The organism is Bradyrhizobium genosp. SA-3, assembly GCF_004212635.1.
GTDB lineage: Bacteria > Pseudomonadota > Alphaproteobacteria > Rhizobiales > Xanthobacteraceae > Bradyrhizobium.
The window spans coordinates 61,602-85,229 of record NZ_PSRT01000007.1 but is presented as its reverse complement, the minus strand read 5'-3'; the positions used below and the strand labels follow the sequence as shown (position 1 = coordinate 85,229).

Annotated in this window: 24 protein-coding genes; 14 read left to right on the top strand and 10 right to left on the bottom strand. The window is 64.5% G+C overall.

Annotated elements, in window-relative coordinates:
* Positions 1-9 precede the first annotated feature (9 nt).
* From dnaN to rpsT, 3 genes are all read right to left on the bottom strand, one after another.
* A complete protein-coding gene (gene dnaN, locus CWO91_RS03710; protein WP_091898217.1) occupies positions 10-1,128 on the bottom strand; it encodes a DNA polymerase III subunit beta in 1,119 nt (372 codons plus the stop codon).
* A gap of 388 nt (positions 1,129-1,516) precedes the next feature.
* On the bottom strand, positions 1,517-2,926 hold the full coding sequence (gene dnaA / locus CWO91_RS03705) for a chromosomal replication initiator protein DnaA (RefSeq protein ID WP_027572414.1): 1,410 nt from the start codon (positions 2,924-2,926) through the stop codon (positions 1,517-1,519).
* Between the two features lie 1,242 nt (positions 2,927-4,168).
* On the bottom strand, positions 4,169-4,435 hold the full coding sequence (gene rpsT, locus CWO91_RS03695; protein ID WP_027549990.1) for a 30S ribosomal protein S20: 267 nt from the start codon (positions 4,433-4,435) through the stop codon (positions 4,169-4,171).
* 360 nt (positions 4,436-4,795) lie between these two features.
* Here rpsT and CWO91_RS03690 point away from each other — a divergent pair, with 360 nt between their 5' ends.
* From CWO91_RS03690 to CWO91_RS03680, 3 genes are all read left to right on the top strand, one after another.
* Positions 4,796-5,113: a hypothetical protein gene (locus CWO91_RS03690; protein WP_091898220.1), complete on the top strand. Its 318-nt coding sequence runs from the start codon at positions 4,796-4,798 to the stop codon at positions 5,111-5,113.
* A 135-nt stretch (positions 5,114-5,248) separates the two neighbouring features.
* Positions 5,249-5,905: a peptide-methionine (S)-S-oxide reductase MsrA gene (gene msrA / locus CWO91_RS03685; RefSeq protein ID WP_130212284.1), complete on the top strand. Its 657-nt coding sequence runs from the start codon at positions 5,249-5,251 to the stop codon at positions 5,903-5,905.
* 258 nt (positions 5,906-6,163) lie between these two features.
* Positions 6,164-6,910 carry a polysaccharide biosynthesis/export family protein gene (locus CWO91_RS03680; RefSeq protein WP_130212283.1) on the top strand — a complete coding sequence of 249 codons (747 nt, stop codon included), beginning with the start codon at positions 6,164-6,166 and terminating at the stop codon, positions 6,908-6,910.
* A 185-nt stretch (positions 6,911-7,095) separates the two neighbouring features.
* On the opposite strand, the gene CWO91_RS03675 is transcribed toward CWO91_RS03680, so the two are convergent.
* From CWO91_RS03675 to CWO91_RS03660, 4 genes are all read right to left on the bottom strand, one after another.
* Positions 7,096-7,578 carry a hypothetical protein gene (locus CWO91_RS03675; protein WP_130212282.1) on the bottom strand — a complete coding sequence of 161 codons (483 nt, stop codon included), beginning with the start codon at positions 7,576-7,578 and terminating at the stop codon, positions 7,096-7,098.
* Between the two features lie 228 nt (positions 7,579-7,806).
* On the bottom strand, positions 7,807-8,481 hold the full coding sequence (locus CWO91_RS03670) for a dienelactone hydrolase family protein (protein WP_130212281.1): 675 nt from the start codon (positions 8,479-8,481) through the stop codon (positions 7,807-7,809).
* Positions 8,482-8,650: 169 nt separating this feature from the next.
* Positions 8,651-8,986 carry a hypothetical protein gene (locus CWO91_RS03665; RefSeq protein ID WP_130212280.1) on the bottom strand — a complete coding sequence of 112 codons (336 nt, stop codon included), beginning with the start codon at positions 8,984-8,986 and terminating at the stop codon, positions 8,651-8,653.
* 24 nt (positions 8,987-9,010) lie between these two features.
* Positions 9,011-9,775: an alpha/beta fold hydrolase gene (locus CWO91_RS03660; RefSeq protein WP_130212279.1), complete on the bottom strand. Its 765-nt coding sequence runs from the start codon at positions 9,773-9,775 to the stop codon at positions 9,011-9,013.
* A 511-nt stretch (positions 9,776-10,286) separates the two neighbouring features.
* Here CWO91_RS03660 and CWO91_RS03655 point away from each other — a divergent pair.
* The 3 genes from CWO91_RS03655 (at position 10,287) to CWO91_RS03645 (ending at position 14,560) form a co-directional block, all read left to right on the top strand.
* Positions 10,287-10,778 carry a (2Fe-2S)-binding protein gene (locus CWO91_RS03655; RefSeq protein WP_130212278.1) on the top strand — a complete coding sequence of 164 codons (492 nt, stop codon included), beginning with the start codon at positions 10,287-10,289 and terminating at the stop codon, positions 10,776-10,778.
* Positions 10,775-13,060, top strand: coding sequence for a xanthine dehydrogenase family protein molybdopterin-binding subunit (locus CWO91_RS03650; protein ID WP_130212277.1), 2,286 nt, complete (start codon positions 10,775-10,777; stop codon positions 13,058-13,060). Before CWO91_RS03655 ends, CWO91_RS03650 begins: the two co-directional genes overlap by 4 nt.
* Positions 13,061-13,465: 405 nt before the next feature.
* Complete coding sequence (locus CWO91_RS03645) at positions 13,466-14,560, top strand: HD-GYP domain-containing protein (protein WP_130212276.1); 1,095 nt, start codon at positions 13,466-13,468, stop codon at positions 14,558-14,560.
* A gap of 190 nt (positions 14,561-14,750) precedes the next feature.
* On the opposite strand, the gene CWO91_RS03635 is transcribed toward CWO91_RS03645, so the two are convergent.
* Together CWO91_RS03635 and CWO91_RS03630 are read right to left on the bottom strand one after the other, a co-directional pair.
* Positions 14,751-16,331 carry an AMP-binding protein gene (locus CWO91_RS03635; RefSeq protein WP_130212274.1) on the bottom strand — a complete coding sequence of 527 codons (1,581 nt, stop codon included), beginning with the start codon at positions 16,329-16,331 and terminating at the stop codon, positions 14,751-14,753.
* Positions 16,332-16,598: 267 nt separating this feature from the next.
* Positions 16,599-17,009 carry a VOC family protein gene (locus tag CWO91_RS03630; protein ID WP_128940657.1) on the bottom strand — a complete coding sequence of 137 codons (411 nt, stop codon included), beginning with the start codon at positions 17,007-17,009 and terminating at the stop codon, positions 16,599-16,601.
* 126 nt (positions 17,010-17,135) lie between these two features.
* Between CWO91_RS03630 and CWO91_RS03625 the strand changes: the two genes are divergently transcribed.
* From CWO91_RS03625 to CWO91_RS03605, 5 genes are all read left to right on the top strand, one after another.
* Positions 17,136-18,110, top strand: a complete 975-nt coding sequence (locus CWO91_RS03625; RefSeq protein ID WP_130212273.1) for a Bug family tripartite tricarboxylate transporter substrate binding protein — start codon at positions 17,136-17,138, stop codon at positions 18,108-18,110.
* A 148-nt stretch (positions 18,111-18,258) separates the two neighbouring features.
* Positions 18,259-18,543, top strand: a complete 285-nt coding sequence (locus CWO91_RS03620; RefSeq protein WP_130212272.1) for a DUF3551 domain-containing protein — start codon at positions 18,259-18,261, stop codon at positions 18,541-18,543.
* 106 nt (positions 18,544-18,649) lie between these two features.
* Positions 18,650-19,114, top strand: a complete 465-nt coding sequence (locus tag CWO91_RS03615) for an ArsR/SmtB family transcription factor (RefSeq protein ID WP_165405213.1) — start codon at positions 18,650-18,652, stop codon at positions 19,112-19,114.
* A complete protein-coding gene (locus tag CWO91_RS03610) occupies positions 19,081-19,458 on the top strand; it encodes an SRPBCC family protein (protein ID WP_130212298.1) in 378 nt (125 codons plus the stop codon). The genes CWO91_RS03615 and CWO91_RS03610 overlap by 34 nt, the downstream gene beginning before the upstream one ends.
* Before the next feature lie 21 nt (positions 19,459-19,479).
* Positions 19,480-20,217, top strand: coding sequence for a DUF899 domain-containing protein (locus tag CWO91_RS03605; RefSeq protein WP_130212270.1), 738 nt, complete (start codon positions 19,480-19,482; stop codon positions 20,215-20,217).
* Positions 20,218-20,396: 179 nt separating this feature from the next.
* On the opposite strand, the gene CWO91_RS03600 is transcribed toward CWO91_RS03605, so the two are convergent.
* The gene (locus CWO91_RS03600; protein WP_130212269.1) at positions 20,397-21,641 is read right to left on the bottom strand and encodes a S1C family serine protease; all 1,245 of its coding nucleotides are present in this window, start codon (positions 21,639-21,641) and stop codon (positions 20,397-20,399) included.
* Positions 21,642-21,840: 199 nt separating this feature from the next.
* On the opposite strand from CWO91_RS03600, the gene CWO91_RS03595 reads away from it, so the two are divergent.
* From CWO91_RS03595 to CWO91_RS03585, 3 genes are read left to right on the top strand one after another with little or no spacing between them, the layout of a single operon-like run.
* Positions 21,841-22,458, top strand: a complete 618-nt coding sequence (locus CWO91_RS03595; protein ID WP_130212268.1) for a hypothetical protein — start codon at positions 21,841-21,843, stop codon at positions 22,456-22,458.
* The gene (locus CWO91_RS03590) at positions 22,445-22,819 is read left to right on the top strand and encodes a transcriptional regulator (RefSeq protein WP_130212267.1); all 375 of its coding nucleotides are present in this window, start codon (positions 22,445-22,447) and stop codon (positions 22,817-22,819) included. The genes CWO91_RS03595 and CWO91_RS03590 overlap by 14 nt, the downstream gene beginning before the upstream one ends.
* A gap of 27 nt (positions 22,820-22,846) precedes the next feature.
* Positions 22,847-23,587 carry a di-trans,poly-cis-decaprenylcistransferase gene (locus CWO91_RS03585; protein ID WP_091898445.1) on the top strand — a complete coding sequence of 247 codons (741 nt, stop codon included), beginning with the start codon at positions 22,847-22,849 and terminating at the stop codon, positions 23,585-23,587.
* Positions 23,588-23,628 lie beyond the last annotated feature (41 nt).

Below are 23,628 nucleotides of genomic sequence, written 5' to 3'. Positions count from 1 at the left end.
GAGCGTCCCTCACACCCGCATCGGCATCAGCACGTACAGTGCGCTCTTGTCGTCGCGGTCTTGCACCAGGGTGGGCGAGCCGGGGTCGGCGAGCCTCAAGGTTGCGACGTCGCCTTCGATCTGGGCGGCGATGTCGAGAAGGTAGCGGGAGTTGAAGCCGATATCGAGGGCGTCGGAGGCGTATTCAACCTCCAGCTCTTCGGTCGCGCTGCCGGAATCCGGATTGGTCACCGACAGCACCAGCTTGCCCGCCGACAGCGACAGCTTTACTGCCCGCCCACGCTCGCTCGAAATCGTCGAAACACGGTCGACCGCGTTCTCAAAATCCTTCTTGTCGACGACGAGCTCCTTGTCGTTGCCTTGCGGAATGACGCGGCCGTAGTCGGGGAAGGTGCCGTCGATCAGTTTTGAGGTCAGCACGACATTACCGATCGTAAAGCGGATTTTTGCCTGCGACAGCTCGATCGTCATCTCGGCCTCGGTGTCCTCGATCAGGCGCTGCACCTCGCCGACGGTCTTGCGCGGCACGATCACGCCGGGCATGCCCTCGGCGCCCTTGGGCTGGACCAGGTCGAGTTGAGCGAGGCGGTGGCCATCGGTGGCGACGCCGCGCAGGGTCGCCGCCTTGGCGGTGCCGGCGGCGTGCAAATAGATGCCGTTGAGGTAATAGCGCGTCTCCTCGGTCGAGATCGCGAACTGGGTGCGGTCGATCAGTCGCTTGACGTCCTTGGCCGCGAGCGAGAACGAGTGCGACATGTCGCCGGCGGCGAGATCGGGGAAATCATTCTCCGGCAGGGTCTGCAGCGTGAAGCGCGAGCGGCCGGCGCGGATCGCCAGCACCGCGCGGTCGCCGTCGGCCTCCAGCACGATCTGCGAGCCGTCCGGCAGCTTGCGGACGATGTCGTAGAACATGTGCGCCGGCACGGTGGTGGAGCCCGCGGTCGCGGTTTCCGCGGGCAGCGTCTCCGTCACCTCGAGGTCGAGGTCGGTCGCCTTCAGCGACAATTTCGCATTCTCGGCGCGGACCAGCACGTTGCCGAGGATCGGAATCGTGTTGCGGCGCTCGACCACGCGATGGACATGGCCCAGCGACTTCAGCAGTTGCGCGCGTTCGACCGTAACCTTCATTGCACTACTCGCCCGATCCCCAAGGAAAACACAGCGTTGAGAAGGCCGGGCGGCGGGACGCGCGCCACGGCACCGAAGACCCCGGAAAGCCGGATCATTCCTGCCGATATGACCAAAGCTGTCAGGGTCGCGCAAGGTGGCGCGGATGGCCCCCGGATTCAAGGGATCGGAGGCAGTTCCCCACGATTTACCGCCCAAACGAAGGCCGCCGCCCAGGCATAGGTATGCTCCCTCGCCCCGCTTGCGGGGAGAGGGTTGGGGTGAGGGGGGTCTCGGCAGGGGAGGTGAGAGTTGGACACGCCGAGGGTCCCCCCCTCACCCGGAATCCGCGCTGCGCGCGCATTCCGACCTCTCCCCACAAGCGGGGAGAGGTGAAAGAAATAGGCGTTTATTCCTGAAGCTGGCGCTTCAGCGACTCCACTTCCTCGGACAGCGCGGTGTCCTTGGAGACCAGGGCCTCGATCTTGCGCACGGCGTGCAGCACCGTGGTGTGGTCGCGTCCGCCGAAGCGGCGGCCGATCTCGGGCAGCGAGCGCAGGGTCAGCGTCTTGGCGAGATACATCGCCACCTGCCGCGGGCGGACCACGTTGGCGGTGCGGCGCGAGGACAACAGATCGGAGCGGCTGACGTTATACTGCCGCGCCACCACGCGCTGGATGTCCTCGATCTTGATCCGCTTGGGCTCCTGCGGCCGGACCAGGTCGCGCACCTCGTGCTCGGCCATCTCCAGCGTCACCGGCCGGTTGTTGAGTTTCGAGTGCGCGAGCAGACGGTTGATCGCGCCTTCGAGGTCGCGGCCGTTGTGGGTGATGGTGCGCGCCAGATAATGCAGCACCTCCTCGGGCACCTCGAACGTCGCATGATGAGCACGGGCCGCGGCGACGCGCGACTTGAGAATGCCGTGCCGCAGCTCCTCGCCGAGCGAGCCCATCTCGACCACGAGGCCGCCGGCGAGCCGCGAGCGGACGCGATCGTCCAGGCTCTCGAGATCGGACGGCGGACGGTCGGCTGCGATCACGACCTGGCGGCCGGCGTCGATCAGCGCGTTCAGGGTGTGACAGAACTCGGCCTGGGTCGACTTGCCCTGCAGGAACTGGAGATCGTCGATGACGAGCACGTCGATGCCGCGCAGCGCTTCCTTGAAGGCGAGCGCCGTCTGCGTCTTCAGCGCGGCGACGAAGCCGTACATGAATTTTTCCGCGGTGAGATACAGCACCTTGCGCTCGTTGCCGGAATTGCCGGCCCAGGTCACCGCCTGGAGCAGATGCGTCTTGCCGAGGCCGACGCCGGCATGGATGTAGAGCGGGTTGAACATCACGGGGTCGCCGCGGCGTCCTTCGGCGACCTGGCGCGCGGCCGCATGCGCCAGCGTATTGGAGCGGCCGACGACGAAGCTCGCGAAGGTCAGGCGCGGATCGAGCGGCGAGCCGCCGAGCGCGTCGTGATTGGCCGAGACCGGTGCGGTCGCGGTCGAGCGCAGCTCCGGGGTCGGCGCGCGGCGCGCCTCGACCGGGGCGGGCGCTTCCTTCGGCTGCGCGACCGGGCGCACCGCCGAGCGGACCGTGAGATCGATACGATGCACTTCCGGCATTTCGGCTTGCCAGCACGACAGCACGCGCTCGGCGTAATGGGCCTGAATCCAGCTCTTCAGGAAGCGGGTCGGCACCGAGAGCCGCACGCTCTCGTCCTGCACGCCTTCCAGATCCATGCGCGCAAACCAGCTCGTGTAAACGTCTTCGCCAACGCTCGAGCGCAGCCGACCCTTCACGCGTGACCAGCGATCCTGTTCCATTGTCATCGTCAGAAAACTTCTCTTGAGAGATAAGGTTGCGTTGTGAGCGCCATGCAGGGGTCCTGCCGAAATCCCTGGGATGGCGCGACCTCAAGCGAGTCCATCATCAGACATGGCTCGACCGTTCGGCGGAAACGCCGCGGGTCAGATCGGCGATGTCGGAGATGGAGGGGTCGCGAGGTCAGCGCGTACTCTGTGCACCCTCACACGTCGGAGGCTGGTCGCTTGACGGATCGGAGACGGCATCGTCGAAAGAACGAAACTGTGTCAATACCGCGTTGAATCCGTAGGACATGATACCTCCCCGTCCCGCCGTGATTGCTCACGACAAGGTCCTGCGTGTGAAAGACAGCCGCCCCTGAAAGCCCCAGTCGCGGATGCCCTGCCCGTCTGTACTCGCCGTTCGTTCGGCTTCGCCAACGCGCCTATCGGGGTAGCTTTACGACGTCTCTCATTTGCGCCTGGCGCGAGCGGGGCAGTTGAGATCCCGCTTGGAGACATTCAGACAAAGAGCTACCATTCCCATATTGCTATGGGTTTCGAACCGACAATCGCTTGTTGAAGCGTCGCCTACGTGCACACCGCCGCCGATTTGCACGCTCGCCCCGTTTCCAAAACCGCGCTGGTCTCAAGATCGTGGGCGCCGCGAACGACTTAAGGAATACACTAAGCGGAAAGACTCGCAACGAAATTGATTCACACTTGAGGCACCAAAAAACTTGATCTGCGTTAACGCGCGCGCGAGTTGTTCACAGGCTCCGAAGCAAGTTTTTGGATTCGTGCACAGAATCGAAAATGCCGCGCCTCGTGTGACAATTCTCCGCCTACGCCAAAAAACTTTTAAAAATTCGTCACGCACCCGACGCGCGAGCGAATTTTCCAAATGCTTCTCGCTGCTATGTTGATAAGTGATTATTGAGTCATCGCTTTTCGAGACTCGTTTTGCAGGGTAACTCCACGCCGAGACACGCTCCTGTGAATCTACGGTGTGCAGAGCGTTCGTCGCCCGCCGATTCAATTCGAGCCCGCAGCACAGGGGTTTTTGCAACGCGGTGAAAGTTTCCGCTGTTGCAAAATTTCGGCAGTAAAATTACGGAACGAAGAATAGCGCAGACGATGCAGATCTTCCAATCCGAAGATTGGATCGTGCCGTGACGGCTTGCGTGAATATGACAGCCAACAAAAAAGCCCGGCGCGATGCCGGGCTGTTTGGCGCGCCGATCGGATCGACCGATCGGATGTGCGAGATTACTTCGCGAGCTTGGCGATCTGCGCGGTGAGGCGCGAGACTTTGCGGCTGGCGTTGTTCTTGTGAATGATGTTGCGCTGGGCGGCACGCATCAAGGCCGGCTCGGCATTCGCCAGCGCCTTGACGGCGGCGGCGCGATCGCCGGTCTTGATGGCTTCCTCGACGGTGCGCACGGCGCCGCGCATCTGGGTGCGGCGCGACTTGTTGACGGCGGTGCGGCGGGCGATCTTGCGCGTCGCTTTCTTGGCGGAAGTGGTATTGGCCATGGTCTCAATGTCCTTTGCGGTACCGGTCGCGTCTTGGTCGGGTAGCGCCGGCTGCTTGACCGCTGAATCGACGCTCGGATTTAGGGTGTTCGGTTGCTGGGCTGTCCCGGGAACATGAGGCCTCAAAGAGCCTGCAACTGCTCAAAGAACAGCGGCGGCAGGATTGCGCCCACCGCCAGTTGGCGCCCTTATAGAGAGGGTCTTTGGCACCGTCAACGCTTTCGGAGGCTGGAAAGCCGGCCTCGAACGGCCGGAGGCGGGCGGTAACGCCCTGAAGAGGTTGAATTTCTGCCGTCGCCCGGCTATTGGCTGGCAACATTCCGGAGGGTCGTCCGATCGGACGACCATGGCAGGTGAGGCATGATCCGCGGCTTTTTCCGACTGATTGGGCTGTTGCTGCTCGCCGGCGGGTTCATCTTCATGGTCTATGACGGCGCCCGCTGGGTGGCCGACCAGACCCTCAAATTCACCCGGTTCGGCCAGTTCTGGAACGACATCAATCAGGCCAGCCAGACCGCGTTCCGGACCTGGGTCGAGGCCAAGGCGCCGTGGCTCTGGACTTCGGTGATCCGCCTGGTGCTGGATCAGCCGGTCTTCGCCGTCCTCGGCATTCTCGGCATTTTGCTGATGATCCTGTTCCGCCCGCGCAAACCGCTGATCGGCTATTCCCGGGATTGAGCTTCGGGGCGGCGTAACAGGTCTGCCGTTTGCCGCGTAATGCCTATATTCCCACCAGATCGCGAGCACGCCGCCTGAGCGCTCGAGCTCTTGAGTTCGCTCACGCGACGGACAGCTCGTTTCGGAGACCCAATCATGCTGTTCATGCGCAAGACCACCGCATTGCCGAGCGCAACTGAGGCGCTGCCGGGCCGTGCGCAAGCCATCCCGACCGCAACCACGCATTTCGTCAACGGCGCGAAGCTGCAGCCGCCTTATCCCGCCGGTCTCGAGCAGGCGGTGTTCGGCCTCGGCTGCTTCTGGGGCGCCGAGCGCAAGTTCTGGGAGCTCGGCGACGGCGTCTATGTGACCGCGGTCGGCTATGCCGGCGGTCACACGCCGAACCCGACCTATGAAGAGGTCTGCTCGGGCCGCACCGCCCATACCGAAGTGGTGCTGGTCGTGTTCGATCCGAACAAGATCTCCTACGAGAGGCTCTTGAAGACGTTCTGGGAGAGCCACAACCCGACGCAGGGCATGCGCCAGGGCAACGACGTCGGCACGCAGTACCGCAGCGCGGTCTACACCTTCAGCGACGCGCAGAAAAAGGCCGCCGAGGAATCGAAAACGCTCTATCAGAAGGCGCTCGCCGCAAAAGCGATCGGTGCCATCACCACCGAGATCGCGCCTGCCGGCGAATTCTATTTCGCCGAGGACTACCATCAGCAATATCTGGCGAAGAATCCCGCCGGCTATTGCGGCCTCGGCGGCACCGGCGTGTCTTGCCCGATCGGGGTTGGTGTGAGCGCGTAAGCGAGCTCCGGGCTCGCTGCACCTCTCCCGCTTGCTTGCGGGAGAGGTCGCATTGCATCGCAGATGCAATGCGGGTGAGGGTTCTTTCCGCGTTGGGAATCCCTCTGTGGAGACACCCTCACCCCGACCCTCTCCCGCACGCGGCAAAGGGAGCGCGCCGCGTTCGTTGCTGCAGCGTCGCGCCGAACACCCCCTCAACGCTTTATTAACCATAACCGGTGCAAGACTGGAGCCATCTCGTTTCGAGGGATAGGTCCGGTGCCGGTTGCACGCGCGTTTCGATGGTCGATCTTGGCAGCGTCCCTGGCAGCGTCCGCCGCGCTTGCCCTTGGCGGCTGCATGCAGACCGCCGGCCCCGTCGCGGTGATGCCGCCGCGCCCCGATCTCGACTCCATGGCCTATGGTCAGCCCTACAGCGCGCCGCAGCCGGTCGTGGTTGCCGAAGGTGGCGGCGCCATCGGCGCGCTGCGCAATTCCTTTGCCTCTTCGCCCGCGCCCATGCCGGTCGGCTACGCCGCGCCAATGGCGGCGCCGGTGCGCTATGACTCTTCCTATCATCTCGACGCCGGCGACAGGCTTCGCGTCGTGGTCTACGGCCAGGAAGGTCTCACCAACAGCTATGCGATCGACGCGGGCGGCTCCATCACCATGCCGCTGATCGGTGCGGTGCCCGCGCGCGGCCGCACCACGGCGGGCCTCGCCGGCGAAATCGCCGCACGCCTGCGCAACGGCTATATCCGCGAGCCCTCGGTCGCCGTCGAGATCGAGGCCTACCGCCCGTTCTTCATTCTCGGCGAGGTTCTCGCGCCAGGGCAATATCCTTACGTGCCGAACATGACGGTCGAAAGCGCGGTCGCCATCGCCGGCGGCTTCTCGCCCCGCGCCAAGCGCGACGTCGTCACAGTCACGCACACCGAAGCCGGCGGCGCGATGCGCGCGGTCGTCCCCCTCGGCACGCCGCTGGCGCCGGGCGACACCGTGTTCGTCGGCGAGCGCTGGTTCTAGGCTTCAGCCCAACTTTCTCCCCTCGTCATTCCGGGGCGCGCGTAAGCGCGAGCTATGATGCGCAATTGCGCATCAGAGAATCCATTCCACCGCAGACCCCGCGGCCCGATGGATTCCGGGCCCGCGCTACGCGCGTCCCGGAATGACAGCTTAGGTCGTATCGACGATTTTTCTCCGCCCGCGATCTACCTTCGAAAATCCAGCCGCCCGTTCGGAAAACATCCATCGATCCGTGTGGCATCCACCACGCGCCCGACCCATGGCCGTGTGATCGCCGGCGTGGTCAGGTTGATGTACTTGCCGACTAGGCGATCGGCGCCCTCGCGCGCCGCGTCGATCAGCCCGTGCCGGCGGCCATTGTCCCAGTCGAAGCGCAGATAGATGCGGTTTCCCGCGAGGCGGATTTCCGCGCGCCCCTGTTTCCATCTGTCCGGCGTGTCGCCAACAATGGTCGGATCGGCGCCCCCGTTCCAGCGGCTCTGCCACCAGCCTTCGAGCGGATCAGAGGGCGAAGCGACGGATGCCCACGCCGCCGCGTTGACGTCGGCTGCATCGCCGGACAGCGATGCCGTTGCGGCATAGTCCCTCACCTCGGAATCGTCAGGGGAGGGAACGTCCATGGTTCCGAACGGATTGCGGAGGACGAGGTGCGTGATGGCTTGCTGCATGACGAAGCTCCGGCGCGAGTTGCTTGCTCCACCAGCTCTATCGCCGCGCGCCGTGCTGCAGCCACCCGATTTCTGCTTGAGGAGTGGCGCAGCGCTCTCTTCCCGTCATTCCGGGGCGCGACGAAGTCGCGAACCCGGAATCCATCGACCCGCTAGCTCTGACGCCCAATGGATTCCGGGCCTGCACCGCTTCGCGGCGCATCCCGGAATGACGGCGGCAAGTCGCCGCTACTTCGTCAAATGCTTCGCGAAAAATGCCATGCTGCGCGGCCAGGCGATGTCGGCGCTGGTCTTGTCGTAGCTCGCCCGCTCGTCGCAATGGAAGCCGTGCTGCGCGCCCGGATAGACGAAGACCTCCACATCGGGCCGCTTCGTCTTGATGGTCTCGACGTCGGTCAGGGGAATGCCGGCATCCTTCTCGCCGAAATGCAGCTGCGTCGGCACCTTCGGCGTCTCGTCCGCAAAGCGCACCACCGCGCCGCCGTAATAGCCGATCGCGGCCTTCAGCCCCGACAGCCGCGTCGCCGCAACGAAGGCGACGCTGCCGCCAAGGCAAAAGCCGATGATGCCGACGGGGCCGACGCTTCTGGCCGCGTCGATCGCCGCCTGGACGTCGCGCAGCATCGCGGCCCAGTCCGGGTTGGCGACGAATTTGCGCGCCTCCGCGATCTCGTCGGGCGAATAGCCCGACTGGAAGTTCGGTGACGTGCGGTCGAAGATCGACGGCGCGATCGCGGCATAGCCTTCTCCTGCGAGACGGTCGCAGACCGAGCGGATGTGGTGATTGACCCCAAAGATCTCCTGGATCACCACCACCGCGCCCTTCGCGCTGCCTGCGGGATCGGCGCGATAGGCGCCCAGCTGGAAATTGTCCGAAGCCGTCAGTTTGATGTCTTGTCCCACGCGGGTTGTCCTTGTTGGTTGATCATTGATTGAGAGTTCGGATTGCTCCACAAACTCGTCATGCCCGGGCTTGTCCCGGGCATCCACGTCTTGTCTCAGCGCGGAAGAACGTGGATGGCCGGGACAAGCCCGGCCATGACGATCCGGAATTGTCGGCGCACAACCGCTCTCACTCCCACATCCAGTTCTCGCCGTAATCCTCTTTCCATCCTGCCAATCGTCCATGGCGGAATTGCAGGAACAGGCGGTGGCGGTAGGGGATCAAGCCGCTGCCGCCGATGTTGCGCAAAGCGAGGTAGATCTCGTTGCCGGGACGTCCTCGCACATATTGCAGGGGCTGCCCGAGCGCGCGCGCGGTCTGCTCAGCATCCATGCCGAAGGCGAGCGGCGTGTTGTTCGACAAGGTCGCGACGAAGGGCCGGCGCGGCGGCATGGTGTCGAACGGCTCGGCCTGCGCAGACATCGATAGCAACATCATGCCAGCAGCCAGCATCATCAGCTTCATCGCCTACGTCCTTGCTTGATCGGCCTATCCCGGCAAGTTCTTCAGGAAAGGCTCGACCGCGTCAACAAAAGCCTTGGGCTGATCGATGTTGACGGCGTGTCCGGCGGCGAGGATCACGACCTTTTGTGCGCCGGGGATCTTTGCGGCCATGTAGTCGGACGCCGCCAGGAACGGGGTGTCGTCGGCGCCGACCACGATCAGCGACGGCACCTTGATCTCGGGCAACAGCTCGATCACGCGCGCATCGCGCTGAGTCAGCATGCCGCGCGCCGCAAGCGCCAGCCCTCTGGCGTTGCGATGGCTGGCGCTGGCGCGCTCGCGCGTTGCTGATTTCAAGACGTCGAGGCCTTCGCGATCCAGCCGATCGGCGGTGGCGAGCGCCCGCGCGTTCCAGGCTTCGCGGGCGTCGTCCTTCTTGAAACCGGGGCCGGTGTCGATGATCAGCAACGCGCGAGCTCGCTGTGGATGCGCGCGATAGAACGCGAGCGACATGTAGCCGCCGAGCGAGAGACCACCGATGATGGCGCGCTTCGCACCGACATCATCGAGGATCGCCGCCATGTCGCCGACCGTCAGCGCTTCACTGTAGGCGTTGGGATCGTCCGGATAGTCCGACTGGCCGTGGCCGCGCATGTCCCACAAGATCAGCTTGTGGTCTTTCGCGAGCGCATCGACCTGCCCATGCCACATCGCCGACGTCGAGGAATAGCCGTGAGTGAGCAGCAATGGCGGCCCCTCGCCATGGACTTCGTAATAGATCCCGACGCCGTCCCGATTGATCTTTGGCATTGTCTCCGCCCTTTCTTCTTCATTCTGACCGCGACCACGCTGCACCCTCTCCCCTTGCGGGAGAGGGTGGCTCGCCGCGCAAGCGGCGAGACGGGTGAGGGGTCCCTCTCCGCGTGTACAACTGTCTGTGAGTTCGCGGAGAGATACCCCTCATCCGGCGCTTCGCGCCACCTTCTCCCGCAAGGGGAGAAGGGACGTTCGCGGCGGCAGCTAGCTTGACCTCACTTCGTCACAGTCTAGTCCGCCAAGTTACCTCGAAGAAACTGCCTGAATGCGATGGCACGCATGTCAGATACACGTGCTGTTGTGTCCAGTGGCTGCGTCGGCGCCGTCGGCGCGGCGCACAACGAGCAAGTGCAGAGCCGGCTTTTTCGACTGCTTCCAAATTGCATTTGCCTCCGCGCGTGAACGCGATCATGCTTGCTGCCAAGGCGGGACGCCAGCCCGGTGGGCGTCCGCCAGACAAGTTGCCGCCGTAAGCGGCTTCATGCACCGGCAGGGGAAGACGCCTATGCCAACTCTCACCATCAACGGGCGGAGTCTGTCCGTGGATGCGGCGAACGACACGCCGCTCCTCTGGGCGATCCGCGAGCAATTGCAGATGACCGGCACCAAGTTCGGCTGCGGTGCCGGGCTGTGCGGGGCCTGCACCGTGCACGTCAACGGTGAAGCCGTGCGTTCGTGCCAGACCATGGTCGGCGACGTCGCCGGCAAGAAGATCACCACCATCGAAGGCTTGTCCGCCAAGGGCGATCATCCCTTGCAGAAGGCGTGGATCGCCGAGCAGGTGCCGCAATGCGGCTACTGCCAGTCCGGGCAGATCATGCAGGCGGCGTCGCTGCTTGCGAAGAATCCCAATCCGACCAAGGAAGAGGTCGTCGCTCACATGGACGGCAATCTCTGCCGCTGCATGACCTATTCGCGGATCCAGAAGGCGATCATGCGTGCCGCATCCGAGATGCGCACCGCATCCGCCACCTCCAGCGAACGGAGGCCCTCATGAATAAGCACGTGAAAAACGTCGCCCTTGAGACGACTGATCTCAGCCGCCGCTCCTTCCTGGTCGGCACCGCCGCGACCGGCCTCGTGCTCGGCTATGCCGGCGTGCCCGGCATCGACCAGGCGTCCGCTGCGGCGCCGGCCAATTTCGAGCCGAGCGTCTGGTATGCGATCTCGCCGGACGGTCTTGTCACCGTCACTTGCGGCAAGGCTGACATGGGCCAGCACATCGCCTCCACCATGGCGCAGATCGTTTGCGAGGAGCTGGGCGCGAAATGGAGCGACATGCGCGTCGCGCTCGCCTCCAACGACCCGAAGTTCAACGATCCCGTCCTGGGCGCGCAGATCACCGGCGGCAGCTGGTCGACCATGATGAACTTCGACGCCATGAGTCGCGCGGGGGCAGCGGGCCGCATGGCACTGACGGAAGGCGCGGCCGCTGCCATGGGCGTGCCGGCGTCGGAGCTCGTGGTGCGCGATTCCATCATCGTGCATCCGAAGTCGAAGAAGCAGATGTCGTTTGCTGAGATCGTGAAAAGCGGCAAGGCGACGAAAACCTTCACGCCGGACGAGCTGAAGGCGATCAAGCTGAAGACGCCGGATCAATACACCATGATCGGTGTCTCGGTGCCGCAGCTCGACATCCCCTCCAAGACCAACGGCACGGCGAAGTACGGCATCGATGTGATGCTGCCGGGCATGGCCTATGGCGCGGTGGTCACGCCGCCGGTACGCTTCGGCGCCACGGTTAAATCGGTCGACGACAGCGGCGCCAAGAAGGTGCCGGGCTTCATGAAAGCAGTCATCCTCGACGACAAGACTGGAACCACCTCCGGTTGGGTCGTTGCGGTGGCGAGCACCTATGCCAATGCGCGCAAGGCGGCGGATGCGCTGAAGATCGCCTATGACGGCGGTCCGAACGCCAAGCTGTCGAGCCAGTCGCTGCTTGATGAAGCCAAGCGGCTTCAGGCGCTGGAGGATTTCGGCCAGTTCTTCGTCAAGGACGGCGATCCCAACGCCGCGTTCGGCTCGGCGGCGAAAGTGCTGGAGGCGGAATACACCACCAGCATCAACATCCACGCGCCGCTGGAGCCGATGAACGCGACTGCGGAGTTCAAGGGCGAGATCCTGCACATCTATTCCGGCAACCAGTTCGCGACGCGCTCCGGCGCGATCGCGGCAGGCGCAGCCGGGATCGATCCGAAATTCGTGGTCATGCACCAGATGTGGCTGGGCGGCGGCTTCGGCCGGCGTCTCGATGCCGACATGATGATTCCGGCGGTGCAGGCTGCGAAGGCGGTCGGCAAGCCGGTGAAGGTGATCTACTCGCGCGAGAACGACATGACGATGGATTTCTCGCGTCCGCTCACCTATCAAAAGGTCAAGGCCGGCGTGGACGGCGATGGCAAGCTCATCGCGATCAGCCACGACGTGGTCTCGGCCTGGCCGACCGCGCGCTGGGGAATCCCCGATATGTTATCGCCCGCTGTCGACAAGAAGGGTTCGCTCGATAGTTTCACCGTGAACGGGGCCGACTTCTTCTACACCGTGCCCAACCATTATGTGCGCGCGATCAAGAACGAGCTCGCGCACAACGCCACGCCGTCGGGCCAGCTCCGTTCGGTGGCGCCGGGCTGGACCTTCTGGGCGGTCGAAAGCATGATCGACGAGATCGCGGCGGCGGCGGGCAAGGATCCCGCGCAGTTCCGCATCTCGCTGCTCGACGGCGCGGGCAAGAACGGCGGCGGCGCGCAGCGGCTGCGCAACACGCTGCTCGCCGCGATGGGGCTGTCCGGCTACGGCACCAAGCAGCTGCCGAAAGGCGAGGGCATGGGGGTTGCCTGCGTGTCGTCGCAGGAACGGGAGTCCGCAAGCTGGACGGCGTGCGTCGCCCATGTCGCGGTGGCGCCGTCGGGCGCGGTGACCGTGAAGAAGCTCACGGTCGCAACCGACGTCGGCACCCAGGTGCATCCCGACAACATCCGCGCCCAGGTCGAGGGTGCGGCTCTGTGGGGCCTGTCGCTGGCGATGTACGAGAAGGCGACACTCAAGGACGGTGGCATCGAGCAGACCAATTTCGACAGCTACACGCCCTTGCGCATGAGCCAGACGCCCGAGGTCGCCGTCGCCGTGATCGCCAATGGCGAGAAGGCCACCGGCGTCGGCGAGCCCGCGGTGACGGTGGTGGCGCCCGCCATCGGCAACGCCATCTTCAACGCCTCCGGCGCCCGCGTCCGGGCGCTGCCGATCACGGCCGAAGCCGTGAAGGCGAGCATGAAGGCGTGAGGCGGGGCAGGCTGCTCGACAAGGCTGCATGAGATGGTCCGCCGGAGGGTAACCTCCGGCGGATTTTTTTGAGGTCCCCTGCATCTCCATACTCGCCGTCATGCCCGGGCTTGTCCCGGGCATCCACGTTCTGCGTGCCGCGGGCAAGACGTGGATGGCCGGGACAAGCCCGGCCATGACGGAGACCTGTCAGGGTTAAAAATCCTCTTTGTTATCAATGGCCCGGCTACTGTGCATGGGGTTGTTTTTCGACTTTTTGTTTGGAACCGCCCACCGCGGAAAATCGCTCAAATTGCACTCAAATCCGCAGGGTTCCATTGAGCACGCCTCTTAAGGGCCAGAGAACCTGATCCGGCTTAGGCTTAAGGGCAATACTCGTGCTCTCGGTACCTTTTGGGGAAGTTCATGAACGCCTCAGCCAAACCCGCCGCCAAACGCCGGCTTCTGCTAGCTTCCGACCGGAGCGACGAGAGCAGCGAGCTCGTCAGCATCCTGAAAGCGGTTGGCGAGGTGTCGACGGTCACGACCCAGGACATTCCCGAGAAGCCGTCGCGCGATCTCTCCGGCCTCGTCGTCGACATCAATTTGCGTTCGCCCGAGAGCGTGCAGCGGGTGCGCAACAAGCTGCGCGGCGATGCCTATCGGTCGATGCCGCGGCTGTTCGTGCTCGCGGACGCCCTGCATCACGGCACCATGCAGGCCTGGGCGCTGGGCGCTACCGACACCATCTCGCGCCCGCTGCAGGCGGACGCCATCCTTCAGCGCATCCGCTCCGCCTTCCCGGACACCGCCGTCTATGACGCGACCGATCGCGGCAAGACGCTCAACCGCGGCGTCGAGGCGGCGCATGCGGTCCTGGCCAAGATGTTCGAGAAGCTGCCGCTCGGCGTGCCCCTGACCTTTGACGACGTCATTGCCGCCGAGAACAAGATCCTGAAGGCGATCAAGCACTCCTCGCTGCGCGAATGGCTCACCACGGTCGGCTGCCACCATGTCGGCAGCTATCGCCACTGCCTGTTCGTCACCGGTTTCGCCGTCGCCTTCGCCCAGCATCTCGGCATGCGCGAGGACGACCAGCGCCGCCTGACCCGCGCCGCGCTGCTGCATGACGTCGGCAAGGCCTTCGTTCCCTCCGCGCTGCTCGACAAGCCCGGCAAGCTCACCGACGAGGAGATGGCCGAGGTCCGCCAGCATCCCCGCCGCGGCTATGACGCGCTCGCCGCGCAAGGCGGCTTCCCGCCGGAGATGCTCGACGTCATCCTGCATCACCACGAATTCCTCGACGGCAGCGGCTATCCGAACGGCCTGTCGTCGAACCAGATCAGCGACATCGTGCGGCTGACGACGATCGTCGACATCTACGCCGCGCTGGTGGAGAAGCGGGCCTACCGCATGCCCTTCACCCACGCGCGTGCGTTCACGATGATGGAAGGCATGGGCGGCAAGCTCGACCAGCAGCTGTTGCAGGCGTTCCGCCCGGTGGCGCTGGGGTCGTTTTGATCTCGGTGTTGTTGCTCTGGCGGAGCTATTGCCACACCCTCGGTGTCGTCCCGGCGAAGGCCGGGACCCATAACCCCGGGGAGCAGCTTGACGAAGATTCGCCGTTCGGTACTACGATCAACCGCAATCGATAGATCACGCGGTATGGGTCCCGGCCTTCGCCGGGACGACGTTGGGGAGGCAGCGCGCCTCACCCCACCATCTTCCGCAGCTCCGCCTTCGCCACCTTCTCCAGCGTCGAGCGCGGCATGTCGTCGACGAGCCTGATCTCGCGCGGCACCTTGAAGTCGGCCAGGCCGGCGCGGCAGGCCGCCATCACGCGATCATGCAGGTCGGGCGCAGCACCCGAGACGCCGCCCTGCGGGATGATGAAGACGACCGGCACCTCGTCCAGCATCGGATGCGTCTTCGCCACCACGGCCGCTTCGCGCACGCCGGGAACCAGCGCGATCACCTGCTCGATCTCGGACGCCGCGACGTTCTCGCCGCCGACCTTCAGCATGTCCTTGGCGCGGTCGCCGAACTTGATGTAGCCGTCCGCCAGCCGTTCGACACGGTCGCCGGTAAGGAAGAAGCCGTGCTCGTCGAAACTCTCGCGCGTCGCTTTCTCGTTATGCAGATATTCGGCGAACAGCGACAGGCCGGGGATGCCCTTGATCGAGAGATTGCCGGTGCCGCCGACTTCCGTCGGCCGGCCATCATCATCGGTGATGCGGATCTGATACTCACTCGCCGCGCGACCGATCGACATCGGGATGTTGGGCTGGTCGACCTCGCCGACGATGCCGTGGGTGATGGTCTCGGTCATGCCCCACCAGCCGATGATCTTGACGCCGAATGCGGCGAAGGCCGGCGGCTCGTTGATCGCACTGCCCCACAGGCGGAATTTGTGGTCGTTCGGGATCTCCTGCTCGAGCAGCGCTTTCATGCAGAACGGAATCGTCGAGGTCCAGGTCGAGCCGTGCTCGCGCGCGACGCGCCAGAACCGGCTGGCGGAGAAGCGCGGCTGGATCACGCAGGTGGCGCCGACCCACAGCGTCGCCAGCATGGAATAGGCCAGCGCATTGGTGTGGAACAGCGGCAGATAGGCCTGGTGCACGTCGCCGGCATGAAGGTCTTCATGCGCGGCGTTGATCTTGGCGCCCCACAGCGCGTTGGCGTGGGTCCACAGCACCGCCTTGGGGCGCGACGTCGTGCCTGATGTGTATTGCACGCTGCACGGCGCGAGCGGATCGGTGGCGCGCCTGGGGCGATCCGCGCTGTCGGTGAACAGGGATTCGAAACTGTCGCCGCGCGCGATCGCTTGCGCCGGCGCTGTGCCCGCATCATGCGAGGTCACCGCCATCCAGCGGACGTTGCGGCAGTTCTGCGCGACAACTTCCGCATAGGCCGGCTGCGTGATCGCGGCGACCGCGCCGCAATGATCGGCGAAGTACGCGATCTCGGCCGGCGCCGAGCGGGTGTTGGTGGTCACCGCGACGGCCCCGAGCTCGACGCAGGCGAACCACGCCAGCATCGCCTCGATGCAATTGTCGAGATGGATGAGCACATATTCGCCCGGCCTGACGCCGCGCCTTGCGAGGCCCGCAGCGAGGGCGCCGACCCGCTCGTGAAACTCGCCATAGCTCCAGCGCCGCGCCGGCGCATCGAACGGCGCCCAGATCAGGAACGGATGTGAGCCGCGCACCTCCGCACGCAGCTTCAGCAGCCAGGGCACGTCGAGCCCGTCGAAAGGGCCCACGATTCCGGCGGCGGTCTGTTGAATGGGCATGTGTCCTCCCGTGCAGCCTGCATCTTGATGGCGGCTGCCTTTGGATTATTGCGTCTTCCTGCCACCCGATGGCGCGGGAAGCAAATCCGCGGAGGGAGTATGCGGTCGCGCTCTCTCCTCCGTCATTGCGAGGAGCCCTTGCGACGAAGCAATCCAGGCTGTTCCGGCGGAGGCAGTCTGGATTGCTTCGCGGAGCCTGTCATCGGGCCGCGCTTCGCGCGGACCCGTTGGCTCGCAATGACGGTGCTTGGGGCCGGCCGTCAGGCCCTAATCCTCGTACGACGAGATCTCGATCAGGCTGCCATCGGGATCCCGGCAATAGACCGAGCGCAGCGTGCCGCGGGCGCCTTGCCTCGGGCCCGGCCCTTCCTCGATCGCGACGCCATGGGCCTGCAGATGCGCCACCACCTCTTCGGGAGCGGCGGAGGTGAGGAAGCACAGATCCTCGCTGCCGGCGGTTGGGTGGTCCGCGGTGAACCACTCCACCTTGTCGCCATCGCGCGGCCGCACGTTGATCTTCTGGTTACCGAATTGTAGCGAAGTCCGCGGCGCTTTGCCGCCGCCGGGGTCGAACACCTTGACTTCCATGCCGAGAATCTTGCGGTACCACTCCGCGGTGGCCGCAACGTCGGCGACGTTGATCACGAGATGATCGAGAGCCTCGACCTTGACCGGCATGTCTTATCCTTTCGTCGTGATGCGCCCCGTGCACTTTCCGCCTGCGGCAAGCTTTGTTACAACCCCGGCCGACGACATTTTACGAGATATCCGGCCTTCAAGAACAACACTGGGAGAACCCTTGAGATGATCACTCGCCGTACCGCGCTGGGCCTGCTCGCCGCCAGTCCGCTTGCAGCCACCCCGCTGTCCAAGGCCCTTGCCGCCGATTATCCGACCCGTCCGGTGAAATGGGTGGTCGGCTATCCGCCGGGCGGGGCCACCGACATCCTGGCGCGGCTGCTGGGCCAGCGGCTGTCGGAAAGGCTCGGCCAGCAATTCGTGGTCGAGAACAAACCGGGCGCCGGCAACAATATCGCCACCGAATCGGTCATCAACGCCGAGCCCGACGGCTACACGCTGCAGCTGGTCAACCCGGCCAACTACATCAACGCCTCGCTCTACGCCAATCTGAAGTTCAACTTCGTGCGCGACATCGCGCCGGTCGCCTCGTTCCAGCGCGTGCCGAACGTGATGACCGTGAACAAGGACGTGCCGGCCAAGAACGTCGCCGAGTTCATCGAATATGTGAAGGCCAATCCCGGCAAGGTGAACATGGCCTCGTCCGGCAACGGCACCTCGGTGCATCTGTCCGGCGAGATGTTCATGGCCATGACCGGCTGCAAGATGCAGCACGTGCCCTATCGCGGCGCGGCGCCCGCGATCACCGACATGCTCGGCGGCCAGGTGCAGGTGATCTTCGACAATATGCCCTCGATCATCCAGCACATCCGCTCCGGCAGCTTGCGCGCAATCGGCGTCACCACCACGGAACGTTCGCCGCAATTGCCCGACGTGCAGCCGATCGCCGAGACCGTCAAGGGCTATGAGGCCAGCGCGCTGTTCGGCATGGGCGCGCCGAAGAACACGCCGAAGGAGATCACCGCCAAGCTCAACAGCGAGATCAACACGCTGATGAAGGAGCCCGACATGGCCAAGCGTCTGGTCGAGCTCGGCGGCGAGCCGCGGGTGCAGACGCCCGAGGCGTTCGGCGAGGAGATCAAGGCCGAGACCGAGAAGTGGAAGAAGGTGGTCGAGTTCGCCGGCCTGAAGGTCGAGTAGCGATCTTGTGATGAGCGCGATTGAAGCCCTGCCGTTCGGCAGGGCTTTTTTCTTGCGCGCGCGATACACATGATCTGGAATAAACCGGCGCGACGAAACCTCGTGAGGATGGTGGCGTATCTCACGCCAGCAAGAGAGGAGTTGGATCATGCGCAACACCCAATTGGCGCTGCTGACGCTCGGCGTGACGGTCCTTGCCGGTTTCGCCAACATTCCTCCAGCCGCCGCGCGCGACTATCCCTGGTGCGCGCAAGGCGGCGAGTACGACTATCCCGGCGAATGCGCCTACAGCACCTATGAGCAGTGCCAAGCCAGCATCTCCGGCCGGCTGTTGTACTGCGGTCGCAATCCTCGCCTTGGCTACGGCCAGATGCAGCCGTTGCAACCTCAGCCGCGAGTGCACCGCCGCACGCGCGCCGTCGCGCCATACTAGCGCGCCCCACGTTCCCCACTGACCGCTGCCTGATCACGCGCTCGTGCAGAACCGCGTGCGGAGGTTCCGGCTTGACGCGTCATCGTTCGCGCCTATACTAAACCTCATGGTTAAGTATCAGGATGAGACGCTGGACCGGACCTTCGCGGCGCTATCCGACCCGACGCGGCGTGCCCTGCTGGCACGGCTCGGCGAGCAGGACAGCCTGTCGGTGAGCGAGCTGGCCGCACCGTTCCCGATCTCGCTGCCGGCGATCATGAAGCATCTCGACGTGCTCACGGATGCGGGCCTGATCGTGCGGGAGAAGACCGGGCGCACGGTCGCCTGCCGGCTCACCGCGCAGCCGATGGAGCAGGCGATGAATTGGCTCAATCGCTATGCGCAATTCTGGTCCGACAATCTCGATCGCCTCGCCGCCTTCGTGGAGGAAGAGACATGGCCAATGCAGCCGTCAACGCCGATCCCGGCGCCGCCGAGCGCCCAACGGAACGCCCAAGCCTCACGCTCACGCGCCGGCTCCGCGCGCGGCCGGAAAAGATCTACGCGGCCTGGACGCAAGCCGAGCAGCTAGCGCAATGGTTCGGGCCGCCGAACATGAAGCCTGCGACGCTTCGAGCCGAGCTCGACGTCCGCACCGGCGGCAGCTTTCGCATCAGCTTCACCCGTGATGACGGCGAATATTTCGAGGCCGGCGGTACCTATCGCGACGTCGTGCCGAACGAGCGGCTGGTCTTCACCTGGGCCTGGCATTCGACGCCGGAGCGCGAATCGCTGGTGACGATCACGCTGAAGCCGGACAGCGCCGGCACCTTGATGGTTTTCCATCACGCCCAGTTCTTCGACGAAACCGCCCGCGACAATCATTTGCGCGGCTGGAGCTCGTTCTTCGACAAGCTCGATGCCTTCGTCGCCTGATCCCGATCAGAGGAGGACACCATGCAGCAACATCAGATCGTCTCGCGCGAGCAATGGATCGCCGCCCGCAAGGCTCATCTCGCCCATGAGAAGGAGCTCACTGCGGCCAGCGAGCGTCTGGCCGAGGAGCGCCGAGCATTGCCCTGGGTCAAGGTCGACAAGACCTACGTGTTCGACGGACCGAACGGCAAGCTGACGCTCGGCGATCTCTTCAAGGGCCGGCCGCAGCTCGTGGTGCAGCACGTGATGTTCGCACCGGATTGGGACGCCGCCTGCAAGAGCTGCTCGTTCTGGGCCGACGGTTTCGAGCGCATGGTGCCGCATCTGGCCGCGCGCGACACCGGCATGGTTGCGATCTCGCTTGCGACCGTTGCCAAGCTCGACGCGTTCAAGAAGCGGATGGGCTGGACCTTCGACTGGGTCTCCTCGGGAAGCAACGACTTCAACTACGATTACGAAGTCTCGTTCACACCCGAGCAGATCGACAAGGGCGTGCCGAAATACAATTTCGGCACCACGCCGTTCTACGGGCCCGAGCTGCCCGGCATCAGCGTGTTCTTTCGCAATGAGGCTGGCGAGATCTTCCACACCTACTCATGCTTCGCCCGCGGCCTCGATATGATGAACGCCGCTTATCAGTACCTCGATCTCACGCCGCTCGGCCGTCACGAGGAGGGCTTGCCCTATCCGATGGACTGGGTTCGCCTGCGCGACCAGTACGAACCGCAGGCGACGAAGGAGGCGTGCTGCCACGGGTGAGGGGAGCGGTTCGTTTCTCGATGTCGTCCTGGCGAAGGCCAGGACCCATACCGCGGAATCTATCGATGGCGCTCGGTTGTCGTACCGAACGACCAATCTTCGCCAAACCCCTGGTTGGGGTAATGGGTCCTGGCTTTCGCCAGGAGACGTCGGAGGTTAGGCGCGGTCGGTGCCCGCCTTCACTGCTTCGCGTCGGCCTGTTCGGTCGCGTTGCACGAGATCAGCATCGTATAGGGCCGGGCGTTGCCGGCGATGTCGGTCGTCTTGAGCTCGCTCTTCGGCTCGGCGGTCTGGTAGGGCACCACGGAATTGTCGAGGAAGTCGCGCAGCGCGCCGGTCTTGATGGCGAAGTTGATGTTTTCGGGGATGTTCCCGGTTGCGACCGCGATCCGCAGATTGTCGAGCTTTCCGGTGACCACACCCACGACCTGCCCGGTGGTGTCGAACAGCGGGCCGCCGCTATTGCCGGGCTGCACGGGCGCGCTGATCTGCAGGAAACGCGAATCGTTGCGCATGCCACTGAGCGAGCTCACGATACCGGTGGTCACGGTGAAGTCCGAGCTCAGCAGCCCGTGATAGGGAAAGCCGATCGCGACGACGGAGTCGCCGGAGCGGATCGAGCGGTCGCGAATCCGGGCAAACTCCTTGAACGTCGCTGTCGACGGCGCCTGCAAGAGTGCCAGATCGTTGTTTGCGTCGCTCGATACGACGCGCAACACCATTGCGGCCTCGCCCGTGAGATTGCCCTTGAGGTCGCTGCAACCCTCGATCACATGGTTGTTCGTGACGATGTGCCCATTGGCGCTGACCACGAAGCCGGTGCCGCTCTTGGACTTGGCGGACTTGCTGGCCGGCGGTGGTGCCTGCTTGTCCGCTGTGGCCGCTGGCTTCGCTGTACCCTTGGTGAAGTCCCCCGCCTTGCTGAGCCCATCCGCCTTCACCCGCGTGACGCAGTTCGCCAGCGCCGCGACCATGGGTGCCGTCGACGTCAACACGAACTGGAGTGGCTTGCTGCCGTTGGTCGTCACTACCATCAGGCTTGCCTTCTGGAAGGTGCGAGCGACATTGAGGGGCAGGATGGTCGTCACCATGTTGGGGGCGTTGGAGGTCGCAAACAACCTGGCCTGCTCCTGGCCGTCGAAGATGAAGTCGACGGGCGCGGTATCGCCCTTGTTGAAGCGAAAGCCGGGGCTGGCAAGGCTCAGAAGCCAGGAGCCGGCCGCATTCTGCGCGACGACGAGACTCACCCCGTTGGCGTAAGGCGCGGTGGCCGCGCAATGCGAGAACGCTCCCGTCTCATCATTGCTGAAGGCGCCGCCGATCCAGTTGCCGACATTGACGGAGCCGAACGGTCCCGCCGCATGCGCGACGCTGACGACACCCACGTGCAACAAAGACGCAACGACAAATGACTTAAGCCACATACCAGCCCCCGGAATGCTTTTCGCTCCATCTTATCTGTGGGATGCGGTGTCGCGCAACCGCCAGTTGTTCGCACAAGTCCGATCTAGCTGCCGCGACATCGGCACTTGCCATTACTTTGCAGTGCTATATACTTTGCGATACAAAGTTACGGGAGCAGTCCCGGGGAAGCATGGGCGGAACGAGGTTTTGGCGTTGCCAATGCGCGATCTCGACAAGGCACTGGCCGACATCGTGGCGATCCGCAGCCAGATCGCGGCGGGCACTGCGTTCCGCGGCTACGGCCCGGCGACCATGGCCGTGACCGCCGCGGTCGCGCTCATCACCGCGATTCTGCAATTCTGGCTGCTCGGCGATCCCACCGGCGAGCCGCTCAGCTTCTTCTTCGGCTGGTTCATCGCCGCAGTGCTCTCCGGCCTGATAATCGGGATCGAGATGCGCGCGCGCTCGCGCCGCCATCATTCCGGCCTCGCCGATGCCATGATCCATCAGGCGGTCGAGCATTTTCTGCCCGCAGGCGTCGCCGGCGTGCTGCTTGCGGTAGTGATGTGGAAATTTGCGGCGGAAACGCTGTGGCTGTTGCCCGGCTTGTGGCAGATCCTGGTGTCGCTTGGCATTTTCGCTTCCGTCCGCTCGCTGCCGCGCACCGTCGCGCTCGCCGGCGCCTGGTATTTCGTTTCAGGCTTTGCAGTGGTGGTGCACGCCAGCCAAACCCACACGCTGTCGCCATGGACCATGGGTCTGCCCTTCGCGATCGGGCAGTCGGTGATGGCTGCCATTCTGTATGTTGCGTCCGGAGACCACGATGTCGAAGTCTGACAGCGCGCCCTTCTCCTATGAAGGGCTTGATCGCGTCATCCACGAGAAGGCGAGGCTCGGCCTGCTGACCTCGTTGATGGCACATCCCAAGGGGCTGGCATTCGCCGACCTCAAGCAGCTCTGCGGCCTCACCGATGGCAATCTCAGCCGGCATCTTGCCGTGCTGCAGGAGGCCGGCCTCGTCGAGGTGACCAAGGGTTATGAGGGCAACCGCCCGCACACGACCTGTCGCCTCACCAAGTCCGGCCGCCGCCGCTTCCTCGACTATCTCGCCGTGCTCGAACGTCTCGTGCGCGATGCCGCCAAGGCCGCCGGCCGCGAGGCACCGCCGCTCGGACGCCTCGGTTTCGTTTCGACCTAAACCCCCTTTTTGACCGGAGACTTTGTAATGCAAAGTAACCCTGTGTCCTGCGACGACAAGCTTCACGTCGGCATCATCATGGACGGCAACGGCAGATGGGCGACGCGGCGCGGCCTGTCGCGTTTGCGCGGCCACGAGGCCGGCGTCGAGACGATCCGACGCATCGTCGAGGCCGCGCCCAAGCAGGGCATCGGCACGCTGACGCTCTATGCCTTCTCCACCGACAATTGGCGCAGGCCCAAGGCCGAGGTCGCCGCGCTGATGACGCTGCTGCGATTCTACCTTTCCAATGAAGTGCAGAGCCTGGTCAAGAACGGCGTGCGCCTCACCGTGATCGGCCGCCGCGACCGCCTGCCCGACGGCATCGCCAGCGCGATCGCGCGTGCCGAAGAGGCGACCGCTCAAGGCAGCACGCTGCATTTGCGCATCGCGGTCGATTATTCCGCGCGCGACGCCATCCTCAATGCCGCGGCGAAGGCAGCGGCGCTGACCAGCCTCACCCGCGAAGCGTTCTCGCAGCTCGTCACCGGCGAGGCCGGCCTGCGCGACGTCGATCTCATCATCCGCACCTCGGGCGAGAAGCGGCTGTCGGACTTCCTGCTCTGGGAAGGTGCTTATGCCGAGTTGCACTTCACCGAGCGGATGTGGCCGGAATTCGATGCCGGCGATCTCGCCGAGGCGCTCGCCGCTTTCCATGGTCGCGAACGCCGTTTCGGCGGCCTCCAGGCGATCATGCCCGAGGAGGTGCCTGCGCTCTCACGAGCGTGACGCCGGCCTTCACTTGGTGTAATTTTGAGCAAGCGCAGGGC